The organism is Streptomyces sp. V1I1 (genome assembly GCF_030817355.1).
In the GTDB taxonomy this organism is placed as follows: domain Bacteria; phylum Actinomycetota; class Actinomycetes; order Streptomycetales; family Streptomycetaceae; genus Streptomyces.
Genome location: NZ_JAUSZH010000001.1, coordinates 4,653,995 through 4,671,349, shown reverse-complemented (window position 1 = coordinate 4,671,349; position 17,355 = coordinate 4,653,995). Strand labels below are relative to the sequence as shown.

Below are 17,355 nucleotides of genomic sequence, written 5' to 3'. Positions count from 1 at the left end.
GGGGCGCGTGGAGGCGTGCCCGAACTTCCCCGGGGCCGCTCAGGGAGAGTTGCTGGTTCGGATCACATTGCCGAACCAGGAACGCTCCCTAGGGCCCTGGAAGGCCCTTCCCGCTTCTAGTCGTTGACGACCAGCGCCGGGGTCTCCTTCGTCAGCACCTCGCCCCGGAAGAACGCCGGGCTCCGGCGCTGCATCGCCAGCATCAGCACGACCCCGAGCAGCAGCAGCCCGACCCCGATCACGAACACCGAGCCGACGCCGAAGACCGCCGAGCCGCTGCCGTACGCCGGGTCCCACATGTCGTACAGCGTCTTGCCGAAGACCGCGGTGAGCATCAGCCCGCCGACACCCGGATAGACGCCCTTGACCAGCAGGTCGCGCGTCGAGCGGCGCAGTTCACCGCGGAAGTACCAGACGCAGGCGAAGGCGGTGATCGCGTAGTAGAAGCAGATCATCAGGCCCAGCGCGTAGATGGTGTCGATGAGGACGTTCTCGCTGAGCAGGGTCATCACCGCGTAGAAGACGCCGGTGGCGATGCCCGCCACGACGGTGGCGCGGCCGGGCGTCTTGAAGCGCGGGTGGACCTTGGCGAAGGAGGCAGGCATGGCCTGGTAGCTGCTCATCGCGAGGGCGGTGCGGGCCACCGGGATGAAGGTGGTCTGCAGGCTCGCCGCGGCGGAGGCGAGGACCGCGAGGAAGAGCAGGATGCCCAGGCCGGAGCCCATCACCGGCTCGGCGAGGACGGCGAAGACATTGTCCGCGGTGTCCGGGTTGCCGAGGCCGGTGCCTTTCTCGCCGACGCCGGCGTACATCTGGGCGGCGACGGCGACCATCAGGTACGAGGCGACGATCACGACGATGGCGAGGAGCGCTGCGCGGCCGGGGGTCTTGGCGCTGCCGGTGCTCTCCTCGTTGACCGACAGACAGGCGTCCCAGCCCCAGTAGATGAAGATCGACAGGGAGAGGCCCGCGGTGAAGGCGGCGAAGGAGTCGACGCCGAAGGGGTTCATCCAGGACCAGGAGAAGTCCAGTGCTCCCGCGACCTCGTCGGACTTGGTGATCGCCATGACGGTGAACATCACGAGCACCGTGAGCTGCAGGCCGACCAGGGCGTACTGGACCCACTTGGTGGCGGTGATGCCGCGGTAGCTGATCGCGGTGGCGATGGCTATGAAGACGAGGGTGGTGAGGATGTGGGCGGCCTTGTTGCCGTCCAGGGCGGCGACCGCTTCACTGCCGGTCACCTCACCGAGGAAAAGATAGAAGAAGGAGGTGGCGACGCCGGCGAGGTTGGAGAGCACCACGACGGTGGCCACCAGCAGGCCCCAGCCGCACATCCAGCCGATGCGCGGGCCGAACGCCTTCACCGACCAGGTGAAGGAGGTGCCGCAGTCGGGCAGTGCCTTGTTCAGTTCGCGGTACGCGAAGGCCACGAGCAGCATCGGCAGGAACCCGGCGAGGAAGATCGCGGGCATCTGCAGGCCGACCTCGCCCACCGTGGGGCCGAGGGTGGCCGTCAGGCAGTAGACGGGGGCAACAGTGGACACACCGATGACAGCGCCACCCATGAGCCCTACTGAATTGCCGCCGAGGCCCTTGTCGGGAACGCCCGCTTCCTGGACGCCCCGTACCGTGTCTCCGGCCTGGGGCCGTGCTTCCACCTGAGTCATGAGAAGGACGGTAGGTGCTGCGGTTTCCACATCCGGAGGATGTGACTCCGCCTACGATCCCTTGGCTTTCAAGGACTTCGGCGGGAAACGGTCAATGAATAGAAGATCACGAGACCAACTCAGCCACCCATTTAAAGGACCGAGCCGGATCCTTCCGGGATACGAAAACCGCAGCACTGTCCGTTTTGCCTGATTTCAAAATTTCCCGTACGGATTCCCCGAGGCTTCAGCCGGGCCAGACGATCGACTGCAGCTCGCTGTACGCATGCAGCGCGTACGAGCCCACATCCCGCCCCACTCCGCTCTTCTTGCACCCGCCGAACGGCGCCTCCATATTGCGGCCGATGGTGTTGACGCCCACCCCGCCCGCTCGCAATTCCCCCGCCACCCGGAACGCCCGGGCCACATCCCCCGACCAGACGTAGTCGATCAGGCCGTAGTCGCTGTCGTTCGCCAGCGCGACGCCCTCCTCCTCGTCGCCGAAGGGCACCACGACCACCACCGGGCCGAAGATCTCCTCCCTGACCACCCGCATGTCGTTCGTGCAGTCGGCGAAGAGCGTCGGCGCGACATAGAAACCCCGGTCCAGTGACGCCGGGCGCTCGCCGCCCGCGACCAGCCGCGCGCCCTCCTTCTTCCCCAGTTCGATGTACGACTCGACCCGGTCACGGTGGGCCGCGGAGATCACCGGGCCGACCACCGTGCCCTGCTCCGCCGGGTCGCCCACCTTCATATGCGTGAGGTAACCCGACAGCTTCTCGATCAGCAGGTCGTAGATGCCGCGCTGCGCGATCACCCGCGTCGGCGCCGTACAGATCTGGCCGCTGTAGAAGGAGAACGTGGTGCCGATGCCCATCACCGCGGAATCCACATCCGCGTCGTCGAAGACCAGCGCCGCGCCCTTGCCGCCCAGCTCCATCAGCTGGCGTTTCATCCCGCGGCCGCAGACCTCCGCGATGCGCTGTCCGACCGCCGTCGAGCCGGTGAAGCTGACCATGTCGACCTCCGGGGAGTCGACGGCGGCCTCGCCTACGGCCGGCGCGGAGCCGGTCACGACATTCACGACACCGGGCGGCGCGCCCGCCTCCGCGAGGGCCTCGGCCATCCGGTAGACGGAGAGGGGGTCCTGCGGGGCGGGCTTCACGACGACCGTGTTGCCCATGGCGAGCGCGGGCGCGACCTTGCCTGCCGGGTTGGCCCAGGGGTTGTTGTACGAGGTGATGCAGGTGACGACGCCGACCGGGCGGCGTACGGCGAGCGCCCCGAACACGCCCGCCCTGCCCATCGGGCCCGCGGCGTTGATCTGCGGCGGCAGCCCCTGCTCCACGGGTTCCAGCGCGCCCTTCGCGTACCGCCGGAAGCGGGCCGCGCCCACCGCGACCTGCATACCGCGCGCGGTCGCCGTGGTCGCGCCGGACTCGGCGCGGGCCAGGAGGGCGTACGGCTCGGACTCGCGCTGGATGACGTCGGCGGCCGCGTCGAGGATCCGGGCGCGCTCCTCGGGGGCGGTACGGGACCACGTGCGGAAGGCCTCGCGGGCGGCGTCCGCTGCCGCGTACACCTGGTCGCGGCTCGCCTCGGGCGCGAGGCCGACGACCTCCTCGGTGGCCGGGTTGAGTACTTCGTAGTGCCCGCCGTCGGGCTCGACCCACTCGCCACCGATGAACAACCGCTGCGGGTAGGTCACTTGGTACTCACCGTCTTCGTGTCGCGGCCGGACCTGAGGACCGTGCCCGGCACGGCTCCGGTGACCTGGTCGTCCCGTATCGTCTCCACGCCGTTGACCCGCACCGACACGATGCCGATCGCCTTCGCGTCCAGCCGCGGGCTGTCGCCCGGCAGATCGTGTACGAGGGTCGCCGGGCCCGCCTCGATCCGCCGCGGGTCGAAGAGGACGAGGTCGGCATGGAAGCCCTCCTGGACGCGGCCGCGTTCGCGCAGGCCGAAGAGGCGCGCCGGATCGTCTGTCAGCATCTTCACGGCCTCCTCCAGGCCGACGAGCTTGCGGCCGCGCAGACAGTCGCCGATGAAGCGCGTGGTGTACGGCGCACCGCACATCCGGTCCAGGTGCGCGCCCGCGTCGGAGCCGCCGAGCATGACGTCCTCGTGCTGCCAGGTCTGCCGGCGCAACTCCCAGCTCGCCGGGTCGTTGTCGGTGGGCATCGGCCACAGGACCGTACGCAGCTGGTCGTTGGCGCAGATGTCGACGAGGCACTGGAAGGCGTCCTGGCCGCGCTCGGCCGCGATGTCCTTCACCACCCGCCCGCTGAGACCCTCGTTCTCCTTGGAGTACGTGTCGCCGATGACGTAGCGGCCGAAGTTCGCGAGGCGGCGGAAGACTCCGGCCTCCTTGGAGTCGGCGCGGCGCAGCATCTCGGCCCGTACGTCCGCGTCGCGGAGCTTCTCGATCCGCTCGGGGACGGGGAGGGAGAGGATCTCGCCCCAGCCGGGGATGAGATTGAGCGCGCAGAAGGTCCCCAGCGACATGTTCATCGGGGTGAGGATCGGCATGGTCAGGGCGACGATGCGGCCGCCGGCCTTGCGGGCGCGCTCGCTCGCTATCAGCTGGCGCGGTACGCGCTCGGGCACGGACGCGTCGATGGTGAGAACGTTCCAGTTCAGCGGCCGCCCGGCCGCCGCTGTCATCTCGACGAACAGATCGATCTCCTCGTCGGCGAACTGGTCCAGGCAGCCCGCGACGATCGCTTCGAGCTGCGTGCCCTCGTGCTCGGCGACGGCCCTGGACAGTGCGAGGAGTTCATCCGGCTTGGCGTGCCGGGACGCGACCGGTTTGCCGTCGCCGTCGGAGTGGGTGGATGACTGTGTGGTGGAAAGCCCCAACGCGCCCGCGTCCATCGCGTCGTGGAAGAGCCTGAGCATCTCGTCCAGCTGCTCGGGCGTGGGCTGCCCGCCGACCGCGTCGGGCCCCATGACATGCCGGCGCAGGGCGCAATGGCCCACCATGAAGCCCGCGTTGACGGCGATCCGGCCCTCCAGGGCGTCCAGATACTCACCGAAGGTGTGCCAGTTCCAGGGCGCGCCGTCCTCCAGGGCGACCAGCGACATGCCCTCGACCCTGGACATCATGCGGCGCGTGTAGTCGGCGTCCTCGGGACGGTCGGGGTTGAGCGGGGCGAGGGTGAAGCCGCAGTTACCGCCGGCGACGGTGGTCACGCCGTGGTTCATGGAGGGCGTGGCGTACGGGTCCCAGAACAGCTGCGCGTCGTAATGCGTGTGCGGGTCGACGAAGCCGGGGGTGAGGACGAGCCCGGACGCGTCCTCGCTCGTCCTGGCCTCCTCGGCGACGGTGCCGGGGGGTGCGATGAGGGCGATGCGGCCGTCGCGTATCCCGACGTCGGCGACGTAGGCGGGGGCGCCGGTCCCGTCCACGACGGTCGCGGAGCGAATGAGGTGGTCGAGCATGACGGGTCCCTTCACTGCGTCGGGTGATTCGTGGCTCCGGCCGGGGCGCGGGCGGCAGGCCGCTGCCGCGGACGCGCTCCGGCCGGGGCCGGGGCGGCGGTCCGGGAGGCCGCCGCCGTTTCTGTGGGCGGGGGCGTTTTCCCCTACCCGCCCCTTCCCGCTGTATCGATTTGCGGCTCCGCCGCGTGGGGGGCTCCGCCCCAGACCCCGGTACGCCCTTCGAGCGTTGTCCTCAAACGCCGGACGGGCTTGATTTCCGCCGGTCGGCCTGAAACTTCAGGCCGACCGGCGAAACTTCAAGTCCGCCCGGGCGGAAATCCAGCCCCGTGGGGGTCCCCCCGGACGAAGTCTGAGGGAGATTGAGGCCCGCGGTCCCGGACGCGAAATCAAGCCTCGCCGGCGATTGAGGCGCGGGGCCCGGGGCCGATCCCCGGTTCGGGCGGCCCGCAGGGGCATCCTCAGCTCGCCGCCCGGCGGAAACGCGTCGTCCGGTGGACCGGATCCGTGTCGATCTTCGGGATCACATGCTCCCCGATCAGCCGTATCGACTGAAGCGTGTCCTCACGCGAGATCCCGATCGGAAGCCCGAACGAGAGCTGGTCCGCCCCCGCCTGCTCCCAGCGCTTGCACTGCGTGAGCACCTCGTCCGGATCACCGCAGATCAGCAACTCCTCGGCGATGAGCAGCTCGATGATCTCCTCGTTGAACTCGGGCAGAGTCTCCGGCCACACCGGGAAACCCTCCGGCCGCGGAAAGGTGTCGTGGTAGCGGAAGACCAGCGACTGGAGGTAGTGCAGCCCGCCGCCCGCCGCGATGCGCACCGCCTCCTCGTGCGTCGGCGCACAGATCGCCGTCGACGTCACCATCACGTTGTCATTGACGAAGTCCCCCACCGGCTCCGCCTCGATGATCGCCGTCTTGTACTGCTCCAGCACCCACTCCATGTCGGAGACCTTCTGCACGCTGAAGCCCAGCACCCCCAGCCCCTTCTTCGCGGCCATGGCGTAGGACGGCGGCGATCCGGCCGCGTACCACATCGCCGGGTGGGACTTCCCGTACGGCTTCGGCAGCACCTTGCGCGGCGGCAGCGACCAGTGCTTGCCCTGGAAGCCGACGTACTCCTCCTGGAGCCACATCTTGGGGAACTCCGCGATCGTCTCTTCCCAGAGTTCCTTGGTGTGGTTCATATCGGTGATGCCCGGCAGGAAGCCGAGGATCTCGTGGCTGCCTGCGCCGCGGCCCGAACCGAACTCGAAGCGGCCTTCGGAGAGATGGTCGAGCATGGCGACCTTCTCGGCGACCTTCACGGGGTGATTCACGGGCGCCAGCGGGTTGAAGATGCCCGAGCCCAGATGGATCCGGTCCGTCGCGTGCGCGAGATAGCCGAGGAACACGTCGCTCGCCGAGAGGTGCGAGTACTCCTCCAGGAAGTGGTGCTCGGAGGCCCAGGCGTACTTGAACCCGGACTTGTCCGCCTGGATGACGTACTCGGTCTCCTCCATCAGCGCCTTGTGCTCGGCGAGCGGGTCGGTCTCGGCGCGCTTGCCGACGTATCCCTGTACAAAGAGCCCGAATTCCAAGGTGGTTCACCGCCGTCCTATATTTCTGACGAACCGTCAGATCTGAGTGCTCGACTGTTCCACCGCACGGGTGAAGCGTCAATAGATGCCCCTGACGCCCAGTCAGAAAAGACTCACTCCGGCCAGCCAGCCGCCGTCGATGACGAACGGCTGGCCGGTGATGTACGAGGAGTCCTCGCTGCTCAGGAAGAGCGCCAGCTTGGCCACCTCCTCCGGCCGCCCGACGCGGCCGAGCGGCACGAGCTTGCTGTAGAGCTCGGCAACGGCCTCCCGGTCCACGCCGTCCGGATTGCTCATCGGGGTGTCCACCGCGCCCGGGCAGACCGCGTTGACACGGATCTTCTTCGTGGCCAGCTCCAGCGCGGCGACCCGGGTCAGGCCGAGGGTCGCGTGCTTGGTCGCGGCGTACGCGCCCACGCCCGCCATGCCCGTCAGGGCCGTGTAAGAGGCGGTGTTGACGATCGTCCCGCCGCCGGCCGCCTCGATCTCGGGCGCGACAGTGCGGATGCCGAGGAAGCAGCCGACCTGATTGACCTGGATGATCCGCTGGAACTCCTCCAGCGGCGTGGACACCAGCTCGTTGAAGTGCAGAATGCCCGCGTTGTTGACCAGCCCGTCGATCTTCCCGAACGCGTCCTTCGCCGCGGCAACGGCGGCGACCCAGTCGCCTTCCTCACCGACGTCGAGGTGGCTGTACACAGCAGTGCCCTCGCCCAGCTCCTTGGCAAGGGCCTCACCCTGGTCGTCGAGCACATCGGCGAGCACCACCCTGGCGCCCTCCGCCGCGAAGAGCCGTGCCTCCTGCTCGCCCTGTCCGCGCGCGGCGCCCGTGATCAGGACGACGCGTCCGTCGAGCTTTCCCATGCCACACTCCTCAGTTCAGGTGCGGAGCCACGTCGGCGCCGAACGCCGCGATCTGGTCGGTGAGCTCGGTACGGCTCCGGCTGCGGAACCGCACCTGGATCTGGTGCACGCCCATCGCGGCGTACTCGCGCAGCGACTCGGCGATGGCGTCGGGCTTGCCGGTCAGGGTGCGGCGTCCGACCGCCCAGTCCGACTCCCCCACGTACAGGGGCTCGGTGATCGCCCCGATCTCGATGGGTTCGGTGATGCCTGCCTCTTCGCGCAGGGCCTTCAGCTTGGCGATCCGGTCGGGGAGTTCCGTACGCGGGTCACCCTGAGGAAGCCAGCCGTCGCCCCGTACGGCGGCCCTGCGCACGGCGGCGGGCGAGGAGCCGCCGACCCAGAGGGGGATCCGCGGCTGGGCGGGCCTGGGGCGCTGCCCGAGCCCGCTGAAGGAGAACCGTTCCCCGGCGAACTCGGGGTACTCGTCCTCGCCGAGCGCCGCCCTGAGCGCATCGATCGTCTCGTCGAGCACCGCCCCGCGCGCGGCGAAGTCGGCGCCCAGCGCCTCGAACTCCTCCGCCACATGTCCGGCCCCGACCCCGAGGATCAGCCGCCCGCCGGAGAGATGGTCCAGGGTGGCGTACTGCTTGGCGGTCACAAGGGGGTGCCGCAGCCCGACGACGGCGACATGGCTGAGCAGCAGGACGCGCTCGGTGATCCCGGCGAGGAAGGAGAGGGTGGCGACGGGGTCGTACCAGACGGTGGACATGGCACCGGCGAGCCGCCGCGGGATCGCGACATGGTCGCAGCTCGCGAGATAGGCGAATCCGGCGCGGTCGGCGGCTCTGGCGATCTCGGCGAGGTCCTCGGCGCCGGCGTCGGCCTCCCACGGCTCGGCGTAGATGGTGCTCTGCGACTGGACGGGGAGCTGCATCCCGTACGACAGCCGCCCCTTGGGCAGTACCTGCACGTGCACCGTGCCGCCTCCTCCGCCTTGACTTGACGCTCCGTCAACTAGTCGGGCGGGGCCATCGTCGTACCTGACGGCCCATCAGACAAGGGGTGCGCGGGCCGCAAGTGCGCGGACGGCAAGTGCGCGGACGGCAACCGGCCTCAGCTCACGTCGAACCCCAGCGTGGTGGCGATGACGGCGGCCTGCTCCAGATCGATCTTCGCGCCCGCGAGTTCGACGGTGAGGGGATCGAGGGCGGACAGGTCGCTGCCGCGCAGATCCGCACCGGTGAGCTTCGAGCCGTGCAGCATGGCCCCGGACAGATCCACGCGCGCGAGGGTCGCCCCTTCCAGCCGGGCGGCGGTGAGGTCGGCCTCCCGCATCCGCACACCTTCGAAGACCGCCTTGCGCAGATCGGCACCGGGGAGCCCGACGAAGGACCAGTCACCGCCGGTTACGGAGAAGAGGTTGAAGGTGGACTGCTGGAAGAGGCTGCCGACGGCCTTGCACTGCTCGAACCGGGTGTCGAAGAAGGTGCAGCTCTTGAAGGTGCAGTTGGTGAAGGCGGCGTTGGTGTGCCGGGAGGCGTTGAACCGTACGCCCGAGAAGGTGCACTCGTCGAAGATGCCGCCGTCGTTGACGACCTCGGTCCAGTCGGTGTCGTAGAAGGTGTGGCGGGTGAATCTCTGCCCGGACAGATCCCGTCCGTACCAATCCTCGCCCCTGATGACGAGCCCTTCGTCGGGGACGGGGGGCCGGTGCGAGAAGGGGTCGCCATTGGCACGCTCGCGTCTGATGGACATGCCTCCGATTGAACACCTCGCCACTGACATCGCCGGTCGCCGGTCGCCCGTCGGCAGCCTCAGCCGAGCAGGGCGTACACGGTGGAGGCACGGGCGGCGACGTCCTCGGAGCCGTCGGCCGTCATGGTGACGTCCGCGAAGGCCATGCGGCGCCCGAGCTTGGTGATGCGGGCGTCGAGCAGTACGTCGGCGCCGAGAACCGCGCGCTGGAAGGTGGTGGACTGCTGGACGGTGGTCATCGGCCCGTACGCACCGCGTGCCGACGCGACGGCGATCACGGTGGCGGTGTCCGCGGCGGCCATGAGCGCCTGCCCGGACAGCGCGCCGCCTTCCCGGGCGAGCCGTTCGGACCAGGGCAGCCGCAACACGGCGTGGCGCTCGCCGGTCTCGACGACGGCGAGCCCGAGATCGAGCACCCAGGGTGCGAAGTTGTCGGCGAGGATCTTCTCGGCTTCGGCGAGCGGCATCGTCATGCCCTGATGGTGCCCCGGAAAACCGCTGCCGGGTACTGCGCTACGGGGCGGTGTTGCCCAGACATCAGGCCCCGGGCCCCGCCCAGAGGCCCTCGTCCGTCAACCCCAGCAGTTCGATCGCATTGCCCCGCACGATCCGCTCCACCACATCCCCCGCCAAGTGGCCCATCTGGCTCTCCCCGACCTCCTTCGACTTCGGCCACGTGGAGTCCGAGTGCGGGTAGTCCGTCTCGTACAGCACATTCCCCACCCCGATCGCGTCCAGGTTCTTCAGCCCGAACGCGTCGTCGAAGAAGCAGCCGTACACATGCTCCGTGAAGAGCTCGGACGGGGGCCGGTGGACCTTGTCCGCGACCCCGCCCCAGCCGCGGTTCTCCTCCCAGACCACGTCCGCGCGCTCCAGGATGTACGGGATCCACCCGATCTGGCCCTCCGCGTACATGATCTTCAGGCCGGGGAAGCGCTCGAACTTGCCGCTCATCAGCCAGTCGACCATCGAGAAGCAGCAGTTGGCGAAGGTGATCGTCGAGCCGACGGCCGGCGGGGCGTCCGCCGACGTCGAGGGCATCTTCGAGGACGAGCCGATGTGCATCGCGATCACCGTGCCCGTCTCGTCGCAGGCCCGCAGGAAGGGGTCCCACTCATCCGTGTGGATGGACGGGAGGCCTAGGTGCGGGGGTATCTCCGAGAAGGCCACCGCCCGTACGCCCCGCGCCGCGTTGCGGCGGACCTCCGCCGCCGCCAACTCCGCGTCCCACAGCGGGATGAGCGTGAGCGGGACGAGGCGGCCGTGCGCCTGCGGGCCGCACCACTCGTCCACCATCCAGTCGTTGTACGCGCGCACCCCAAGCAGCCCCAGCTCGCGGTCCTTCGCCTCGGTGAAGGTCTGGCCGCAGAAGCGCGGGAACGTCGGGAAGCAGAGCGCCGACTGGACGTGGTTGACGTCCATGTCGGCCAGGCGCTCCGGGACGCTGTACGACCCCGCCCGCATCTGCTCGTACGTGATGACCTCGAGCTTGATCTCGTCGCGGTCGAAGCCGACCGCCGTGTCCAGCCTGGTCAGCGGCCGGTGCAGATCCTCGTACACCCACCAGTCGCCTATCGGCCCGTCGTCCCCCGGCGCGCCCATCACCGGGGCGAACTTGCCGCCCATGAAGGTCATTTCCTTCAGCGGGGCCCGGACGATCCGCGGGCCGGTGTCCTGGTACTTCGACGGGAGCCGGTCCCGCCAGACGTTGGGGGGCTCCACCGTGTGGTCGTCCACCGAGATGATCTTCGGGAAGGTCTCCATGGGCTCCACGGTAGCGCTGATCTGACGATCCGTCAGCTAGTACGACATGGGCCAGGGTCGGGCTCCAGGTAACTATAAACCCCGTATATACATGGTGTGTATAGTGCGACGCGCGCACGGCCGCCCAGCGGCAGATCACCGCATTCCGTGCGCCTGCCATCCACCGAGGGGGATATTCGCCATGCCCAAAAAGGCCATGCCCGTAAAGGCCATGCCCAAAAGGACCGTCGCCGCGGCCATCGTCGCCGCTCTCGCGCTCACGCTCACCGGCTGCTCCATGGAGACCACCTCGCCCGGCGCCGCCCGGGACCAGGCCGGCAAGGCCGGACCCGACGCCAAACCGCTGACGGCGCACGGCGGCGTCGACTGCGAAGAGGCCAAGTGCATAGCCCTCACCTTCGACGCCGGGCCCGGCAAGGACACCCCGCGGCTGCTCGACACCCTGAAGGCGAAGAAGGTTCACGCAACCTTCTTCCTGCTCGGCAAGAACCATGTCCTCAAGCACCCCGACGTCGTACGCCGCATCGCCGACGAGGGACACGAGGTCGCCAACCACACCTGGTCGCACCGCCGTCTCGACGAGCTGAGCACCGACGAGATACGCGACGAGCTCTCCCGTACGCAGGACGCCATAGCGAAGATCACCGGCCGCAGGCCCACCCTGATGCGCCCGCCACAGGGCCGGATCAACGACGATGTCACCGAGGTCAGTCGGGAACTCGGCCTCGCGCAGATCCTGTGGAGCGCCACCGCCAAGGACTACTCCACCACCGACTCCGAGCTCATCAAGAGCCGGATACTCGACCAGGCCGGACGCGACGGCATCATCCTGCTGCACGACATATACGACGGGACCGTGCCCGCCGTCCCAGGGATCATCGACGAGCTGAAGAAGCGCGGCTACGCCTTCGTCACCGTGCCCGAGCTGCTCGAGCCCGGAAAGGCCAACCCTGGTGAGGTGTACCGCCCCTGACTACCGCCCCTCAACACCGCCCCATCACACAGATCACACACCACCGTTACCTGCGCGGGTTAGCGCGCGGCCGGGCAGGGGCAGGGGCGGAGCAGGAAGTGCCCCGCTGCTGACGGGGCCACCATGCACAGGGCAGACTGTCGAGGGCGATTCCGGCAGTACGGGGGCAGGGGGCAGCTATGGACCGTGACAGCGGGCCACGCGTACCGGAGCAGCGCGCTCCGGCGCAGAGCGGCGTCAGCGAACTGCGCTTCAGCGTGCTCGGCCCGGTACGCGCGTGGCGCTGCGGGGAGAGCCTGCCGTCCGGATCACCGCAGCAACGCGCCCTGCTGGCCGCGCTGCTGCTGCGCGACGGCCGTACCGCGACCGCCTCCGAGCTGATCGACGCGATCTGGGGCGAGGACCCGCCCTCGCAGGCGCTCGCCGCGGTCCGCACCTACGCGTCCCGGCTCCGCAAGGTGCTCTCCGTGAACGCCTTGGTCAGCGAGTCGGGCGGCTATGCCATACGGGTCAGGCGCGATGCCCTCGACCTCGCGGTGGCACAGGAGTTGGCCGCCGAGGCGGAGAAGTCCCGTGCCGCCGGGGACCGCGGCCAGGCCCGCCTGCTCATCAACAAGTCACTCGGCCTGTGGGACGGCGAGCCGCTGGCCAATGTGCCCGGGCCGTACGCCGAGAACCACCGGGCCCGCCTCGAGGAGTGGCGGCTCCAGCTCCTGGAGACACGGCTCGACCTCGACCTGGAGGTCGGCAGCCATGCGGAGGCGGTCTCGGAGCTGACCGCGCTCACCGCCGCACACCCGCTGCGCGAGCGGCTGCGCGAGCTGCTGATGCTGGCCCTGTACCGCAGCGGGCGGCAGGCCGAGGCGCTCGCCGTGTACGCGGACACCCGCCGGCTGCTCGCCGAGGAGCTGGGAGTCGACCCGCGCCCCGAACTCGCCCGGCTGCAGCAGCGCATTCTGCAGGCCGACGCGGAACTGGCCCGTCCCAGCGAGGAGCCCGCCCCGGCCCCGCAGGTCACCAGGCCCGCCCAACTTCCGGCCACCGTTCCGGACTTCACCGGACGCGCCTCCTTCGTACGCGAACTGGGCGGCCAGCTCGCCACCGCCGAGGGCTCGGTGATGGCCGTCTCGGCGCTCGCCGGCATCGGCGGCGTCGGCAAGACGACCCTCGCGGTCCATGTGGCGCACGAGGCGCGCCCGCACTTCCCGGACGGCCAGCTCTACGTCGACCTCCAGGGCGCGGGCAACCGCGCCACCGAGGCGGAGACGGTGCTGGGGGCCTTCCTGCGCGCGCTCGGCACCCCGGACTCCGCGATTCCGGAGACCCTGGACGAACGGGCCGCGCTCTACCGCTCGACGCTGGACGGCCGCCGCATCCTGGTTCTCCTCGACAACGCGCGCGACGCCGCGCAGATCCGCCCCCTGCTGCCCGGTACGGCGGGCTGCGCGGCCCTGGTCACCAGCCGCGTCCGGATGGTCGACCTGGCAGGGGCGCACCTCGTCGACATCGATGTGATGTCGCCGGAGGAGGCTCTGCAGCTGTTCACCCGGATCGTCGGCGAGGAGCGGGTCACCTCCGAGCGCAAAGATGCCCTGGATGTGGTCGCGGCCTGCGGTTTCCTTCCCCTCGCGATCCGTATCGCCGCATCCCGGCTGGCCGCCCGCCGCACCTGGACGGTCTCCGTCCTGGCCGCGAAGCTCGCGGACGAGCGCCGCCGCCTTGACGAACTCCAGGCCGGAGACCTCGCGGTGAAGGCCACCTTCGAACTGGGCTACGGCCAGCTGGAGCCGGCCCAGGCCCGTGCCTTCCGCCTCCTCGGGCTCGCAGACGGCCCCGACATCTCGCTCGCCGCGGCCGCCGCGATGCTCGACCTGCCGGTCCAGGAGACGGAGGACCTGCTGGAAGCGCTGGTCGACACGTCCCTGCTGGAGTCCGCGGCGCCGGGGCGGTACCGGTACCACGACCTCGTACGGCTCTACGCGCGTGCGTGCGCCGAACGGGACGAACAGCCGTCACAGGAGACGGAGTTTGCGCTGTCGCGACTGCTCGACTTCTATCTGGCGACGACCGCGAAGGTGTACGCGATCGAGCGCCCGGGCGACCGGCTGGTCGCCCATCTGGAGCCGACCGGCCACGCGGGGCTCGAGTTCACCGACCGGCAGGACGCGCAGGACTGGTTCTACGCGGAGGCGCACTGCCTCCTGGCCTGCGCGCGGCAGGCTGCCGGTGGGGCGGAGCGGCTGCGCCCCGCCGTCGATCTGCTGTGGGCGGCACAGGATCTGGCGGAGTCCGGCGCCAACTCCAAGGTGTACGAGGCCGTCGCCTTCGCGGCGCTCGAAGCGGCACGCGCCGTCGGCGACACCCGCACCGAGGGGCGCGCGCGGACTTCGGTGACCAACGTCCATCTGGTTGCGGGCCGTTACGAGGAGGCGGACGAGGAGGCCAAGCAGGCGGCCGTGCTCGCGAGGGGCGCACAGGACCCGGCGCCCGTGTACTGGTCCGACAACGACCGCGGCATCATCGCCTTCATACAGGGGCGCAACGAGGAGGCCGAGGCACACCTGGGCCGGGCGAGGGAAGGGTCACGCGCCGACGGGAACCTTCCCGGAGAGGCCAGCGCCCTGTGCAACCTCTCGCGCATCCACGTCGCCATGGGCCGCACCGCGCAGGGCATCGCACTGGCCGAGCAGGGCATCGCGATGTACGACCGCATCGGACACCCGCTCCGGCTGGCCAACGCGCGCTACGCCCTGGGGGTCGCGCTCACCCAGGCCGGGCGTCACACCGAGGCGCTGGACCAACTGGCCGAGGCACTGGACCGGTTCGAGGCGAACCGGCAGCGCCTGTGGGAGGGGACCACGCATTTCCGCATCGCGCAGGCCCACCTCTCGGCCCGCCGCGCCGCGCGGGCTGCCCAGCATGCCGAGCAGGCGCTCGCGATCGGATGCATCGGCGGCGACCGGATCCGGGCGAATGTGCTGGTCACCTTGGGCAAGGCGCTGGACAGCCTCGGCCAGGCGGACCGGGCGCGTGCCTGCTGGCGCGAGGCGCTGCTGCTGCACGAGCAGTCGGGCGCCCCGGAGGCCGAGGAAGTACGGGAGCTGCTCACTCCCCTCAGCGGCGCGGCCTGAGAACTCCGGGCCAGGGCGTTCATCGATTGTTTATGCTCTTCCGACATGCTCTAGAGCATTCGATCCGTCGCGTCGGGGGGCAGGCGGATCACGGGGACCGTCACCTCAGCGGGGGGCGACAGGTCCACTGGCCTTCTGTCCGGCGACCCTCGGGGGAGTCTCCGGGCAGAAGGCCACATTCGGTCATGTCGAGCAATCCCATGGGGGACACCATGAGCAGTAGCGAGAAGAAGCCGGAAGAGATCACCACGCTGGGCGACCACCACGCGCCCGTGCCGCCGCAGCTCCTGGGCGACGGCGAGGTCACGACGCTGGGCGACCACCACGCGCCCGCGCCGCCGGCCGACGGCACCATCACCACGCTGGGCGACCACCACGCTCCGGCGCCGCCGAAGCTCCTGGGCGACGGTGGGGCCACCACCCAGGGCGACCACCACGCGCCGGTCCCGCCCAAGGGCTGATCAGGACTCCTCACTACGGGGTGCGGCCGCGGCGGCGCGGAGGGGAGCCGCCGCGGCCGCGGCATGTCCGGGGCCGGCCAGCCGCCCCGCCCGCGCCCGAGCCGGTCAGCCACCGCGCCCGGGCCATAGGCAACCGCGCCCGGGCCGTAGGCCACCGCCCGCGCTTGTCAGGCTCGTTGCCGCGACCGCAGCTCCGTCTTCAGGACCTTCCCGCTCGCGTTCCGCGGCAGTTCGCCCACGAACTCGACCTCCCTCGGGACCTTGTAGTTCGCCATCTCCCGCCGCGACCAGGCGATCAGATCGTCAGCCGTGAGCGTCGAGCCCCGGTGCCGTACCGCATACGCCTTGCCCACCTCGCCGAGCCGCGCGTCGGGGACGCCGATGACCGCCACATCCGCCACATCCGGGTGCAGGCCCAGCAGTTGCTCGATCTCCGCCGGGTAGGCGTTGAAGCCGCCGACGATGAACATGTCCTTGATCCGGTCGGTGATACGGAGATTGCCCCCCTCGTCCAGAACGCCGACGTCGCCCGTGCGCAGCCAGCCGTCCTCGGTGATCGCCTTCGCCGTCTCCTCCGGGTCCTCGAAGTAGCCCTGCATCACATGGTGTCCACGGACCAGCACCTCACCCGGTTCACCCGCCGCGGCCGACACACGAACCTCAGTACCGGGGATCGCACGGCCCGAGGTGGTCGCGATCGTCTCCGGGGCGTCGCCGCGGCGGCACATGGTGACGATGCCGCTCGCCTCGGAGAGGCCGTACGCGGTCAGCACCGTGGCGATGTGCAGCTCGCTGCGCAGCCGCTCCACCAGCTGGAGCGGGACGACCGCCGCGCCGGTGACCACAAGGCGCAGCGCGGACAGGTCGTGCTGGTCACGGGCCGGGTGGTCGAGCAGCGACTGGTGCAGGGTCGGCGGGCCAGGCAGCACCGAGATGCGTTCGGACGCGATGTTCGCCAGGACCGTGTCCACATTGAAGACCGGCTGCGGCACCATCGTCGCGCCCCGCGTCAGACAGGCGATGATGCCGGCCTTGTAGCCGAAGGTGTGGAAGAAGGGGTTCACGATGAGATAGCGGTCGCCCTCGCGCAGCCCCGCGAGGTCGCTCCACACCTCGTAGCAGCGCAGCGTCTGCGCATGGGTGATGACGGCGCCCTTGGGGCGGCCGGTGGTGCCCGAGGTGAAGATGATGTCGGAGGGGGCCGAGGAGTCGATCGAGTCGGCCCGGGTGCGGACTTGTGCCGATGTGACGCCGTCGCCGCCCGCCAGGAAGTCCTTCCAGGTACGGAAGTCCTCGGGCGCGCTGTCGGCGAGGACCACGACCTGCTCCAGGTGCGGCAGGTCCACCTCCGCGCGGCGCAGGGACGCGACGTACGAGGTGCCGAGGAAGGTGCCGGTGACGAAGAGCAGTCTGGCCCGGCTGCGTTGGAGTACGTACGCGGCCTCCGTGCCCTTGAAGCGGGTGTTCAGCGGCACAAGCACCGCACCGGCCGTGACCGCGCCGAGCGCCGAGACGATCCAGTCGAGGGTGTTCGGGGCCCAGATGGCGACCCGGTCGCCCGGTTCGATGCCCGAAGCCATACAGGCGGCGGCCGCCCGCTCGACCCGCTCGCCCAGCTCGGCGTACGAGACACGGGTGCGGCCGTCGACGACGGCCTCCCGCTGCCCGTACCGTCCGACGGCGCTCCGCACCAGCTTCGGGATGGTGCCCCACTCCAGGTCGCCGCGCATCGCAAGCCCTCCTACCGCACTA

The 17,355-nt window shown here is 69.9% G+C and carries 13 protein-coding genes; 3 read left to right on the top strand and 10 right to left on the bottom strand.

Annotated features, from left to right (window positions below; genetic code table 11):
* Positions 1 to 116 precede the first annotated feature (116 nt).
* The 9 genes from QFZ67_RS22090 to QFZ67_RS22050 all read right to left on the bottom strand — a co-directional run bounded on the left by QFZ67_RS22090 (position 117) and on the right by QFZ67_RS22050 (position 11,038).
* The gene (locus QFZ67_RS22090) at positions 117 to 1,670 is read right to left on the bottom strand and encodes an APC family permease (RefSeq protein ID WP_307662808.1); all 1,554 of its coding nucleotides are present in this window, start codon (positions 1,668 to 1,670) and stop codon (positions 117 to 119) included.
* Between the two features lie 226 nt (positions 1,671 to 1,896).
* Positions 1,897 to 3,357, bottom strand: a complete 1,461-nt coding sequence (locus QFZ67_RS22085) for an aldehyde dehydrogenase family protein (RefSeq protein WP_307662807.1) — start codon at positions 3,355 to 3,357, stop codon at positions 1,897 to 1,899.
* Positions 3,354 to 5,093 carry an amidohydrolase family protein gene (locus QFZ67_RS22080; protein ID WP_307662806.1) on the bottom strand — a complete coding sequence of 580 codons (1,740 nt, stop codon included), beginning with the start codon at positions 5,091 to 5,093 and terminating at the stop codon, positions 3,354 to 3,356. The genes QFZ67_RS22085 and QFZ67_RS22080 overlap by 4 nt, the downstream gene beginning before the upstream one ends.
* A 458-nt stretch (positions 5,094 to 5,551) precedes the next feature.
* Complete coding sequence (locus tag QFZ67_RS22075; protein WP_307662805.1) at positions 5,552 to 6,673, bottom strand: LLM class flavin-dependent oxidoreductase; 1,122 nt, start codon at positions 6,671 to 6,673, stop codon at positions 5,552 to 5,554.
* Between the two features lie 102 nt (positions 6,674 to 6,775).
* Positions 6,776 to 7,537, bottom strand: coding sequence for an SDR family NAD(P)-dependent oxidoreductase (locus QFZ67_RS22070; RefSeq protein WP_307662804.1), 762 nt, complete (start codon positions 7,535 to 7,537; stop codon positions 6,776 to 6,778).
* Positions 7,538 to 7,547: 10 nt separating this feature from the next.
* Complete coding sequence (locus QFZ67_RS22065) at positions 7,548 to 8,453, bottom strand: LLM class F420-dependent oxidoreductase (protein WP_307665919.1); 906 nt, start codon at positions 8,451 to 8,453, stop codon at positions 7,548 to 7,550.
* Between the two features lie 179 nt (positions 8,454 to 8,632).
* Positions 8,633 to 9,274: a pentapeptide repeat-containing protein gene (locus QFZ67_RS22060; protein WP_307662803.1), complete on the bottom strand. Its 642-nt coding sequence runs from the start codon at positions 9,272 to 9,274 to the stop codon at positions 8,633 to 8,635.
* A 59-nt stretch (positions 9,275 to 9,333) separates the two neighbouring features.
* A complete protein-coding gene (locus QFZ67_RS22055; RefSeq protein ID WP_307662802.1) occupies positions 9,334 to 9,747 on the bottom strand; it encodes a PaaI family thioesterase in 414 nt (137 codons plus the stop codon).
* Between the two features lie 64 nt (positions 9,748 to 9,811).
* Positions 9,812 to 11,038, bottom strand: coding sequence for an amidohydrolase family protein (locus QFZ67_RS22050; RefSeq protein WP_307662801.1), 1,227 nt, complete (start codon positions 11,036 to 11,038; stop codon positions 9,812 to 9,814).
* A gap of 196 nt (positions 11,039 to 11,234) precedes the next feature.
* Here QFZ67_RS22050 and QFZ67_RS22045 point away from each other — a divergent pair, with 196 nt between their 5' ends.
* The 3 genes from QFZ67_RS22045 (at position 11,235) to QFZ67_RS22035 (ending at position 15,603) form a co-directional block, all read left to right on the top strand.
* Positions 11,235 to 12,011, top strand: a complete 777-nt coding sequence (locus tag QFZ67_RS22045) for a polysaccharide deacetylase family protein (RefSeq protein WP_373430237.1) — start codon at positions 11,235 to 11,237, stop codon at positions 12,009 to 12,011.
* Positions 12,012 to 12,190: 179 nt separating this feature from the next.
* Positions 12,191 to 15,142 carry an AfsR/SARP family transcriptional regulator gene (locus QFZ67_RS22040; RefSeq protein WP_307662799.1) on the top strand — a complete coding sequence of 984 codons (2,952 nt, stop codon included), beginning with the start codon at positions 12,191 to 12,193 and terminating at the stop codon, positions 15,140 to 15,142.
* Between the two features lie 212 nt (positions 15,143 to 15,354).
* On the top strand, positions 15,355 to 15,603 hold the full coding sequence (locus QFZ67_RS22035) for a sigma-like protein (protein WP_307662798.1): 249 nt from the start codon (positions 15,355 to 15,357) through the stop codon (positions 15,601 to 15,603).
* Positions 15,604 to 15,770: 167 nt separating this feature from the next.
* On the opposite strand, the gene QFZ67_RS22030 is transcribed toward QFZ67_RS22035, so the two are convergent.
* Entirely contained in the window at positions 15,771 to 17,333 is a 1,563-nt protein-coding gene (locus tag QFZ67_RS22030; protein ID WP_307662797.1) for a FadD3 family acyl-CoA ligase, read from the bottom strand.
* Positions 17,334 to 17,355 lie beyond the last annotated feature (22 nt).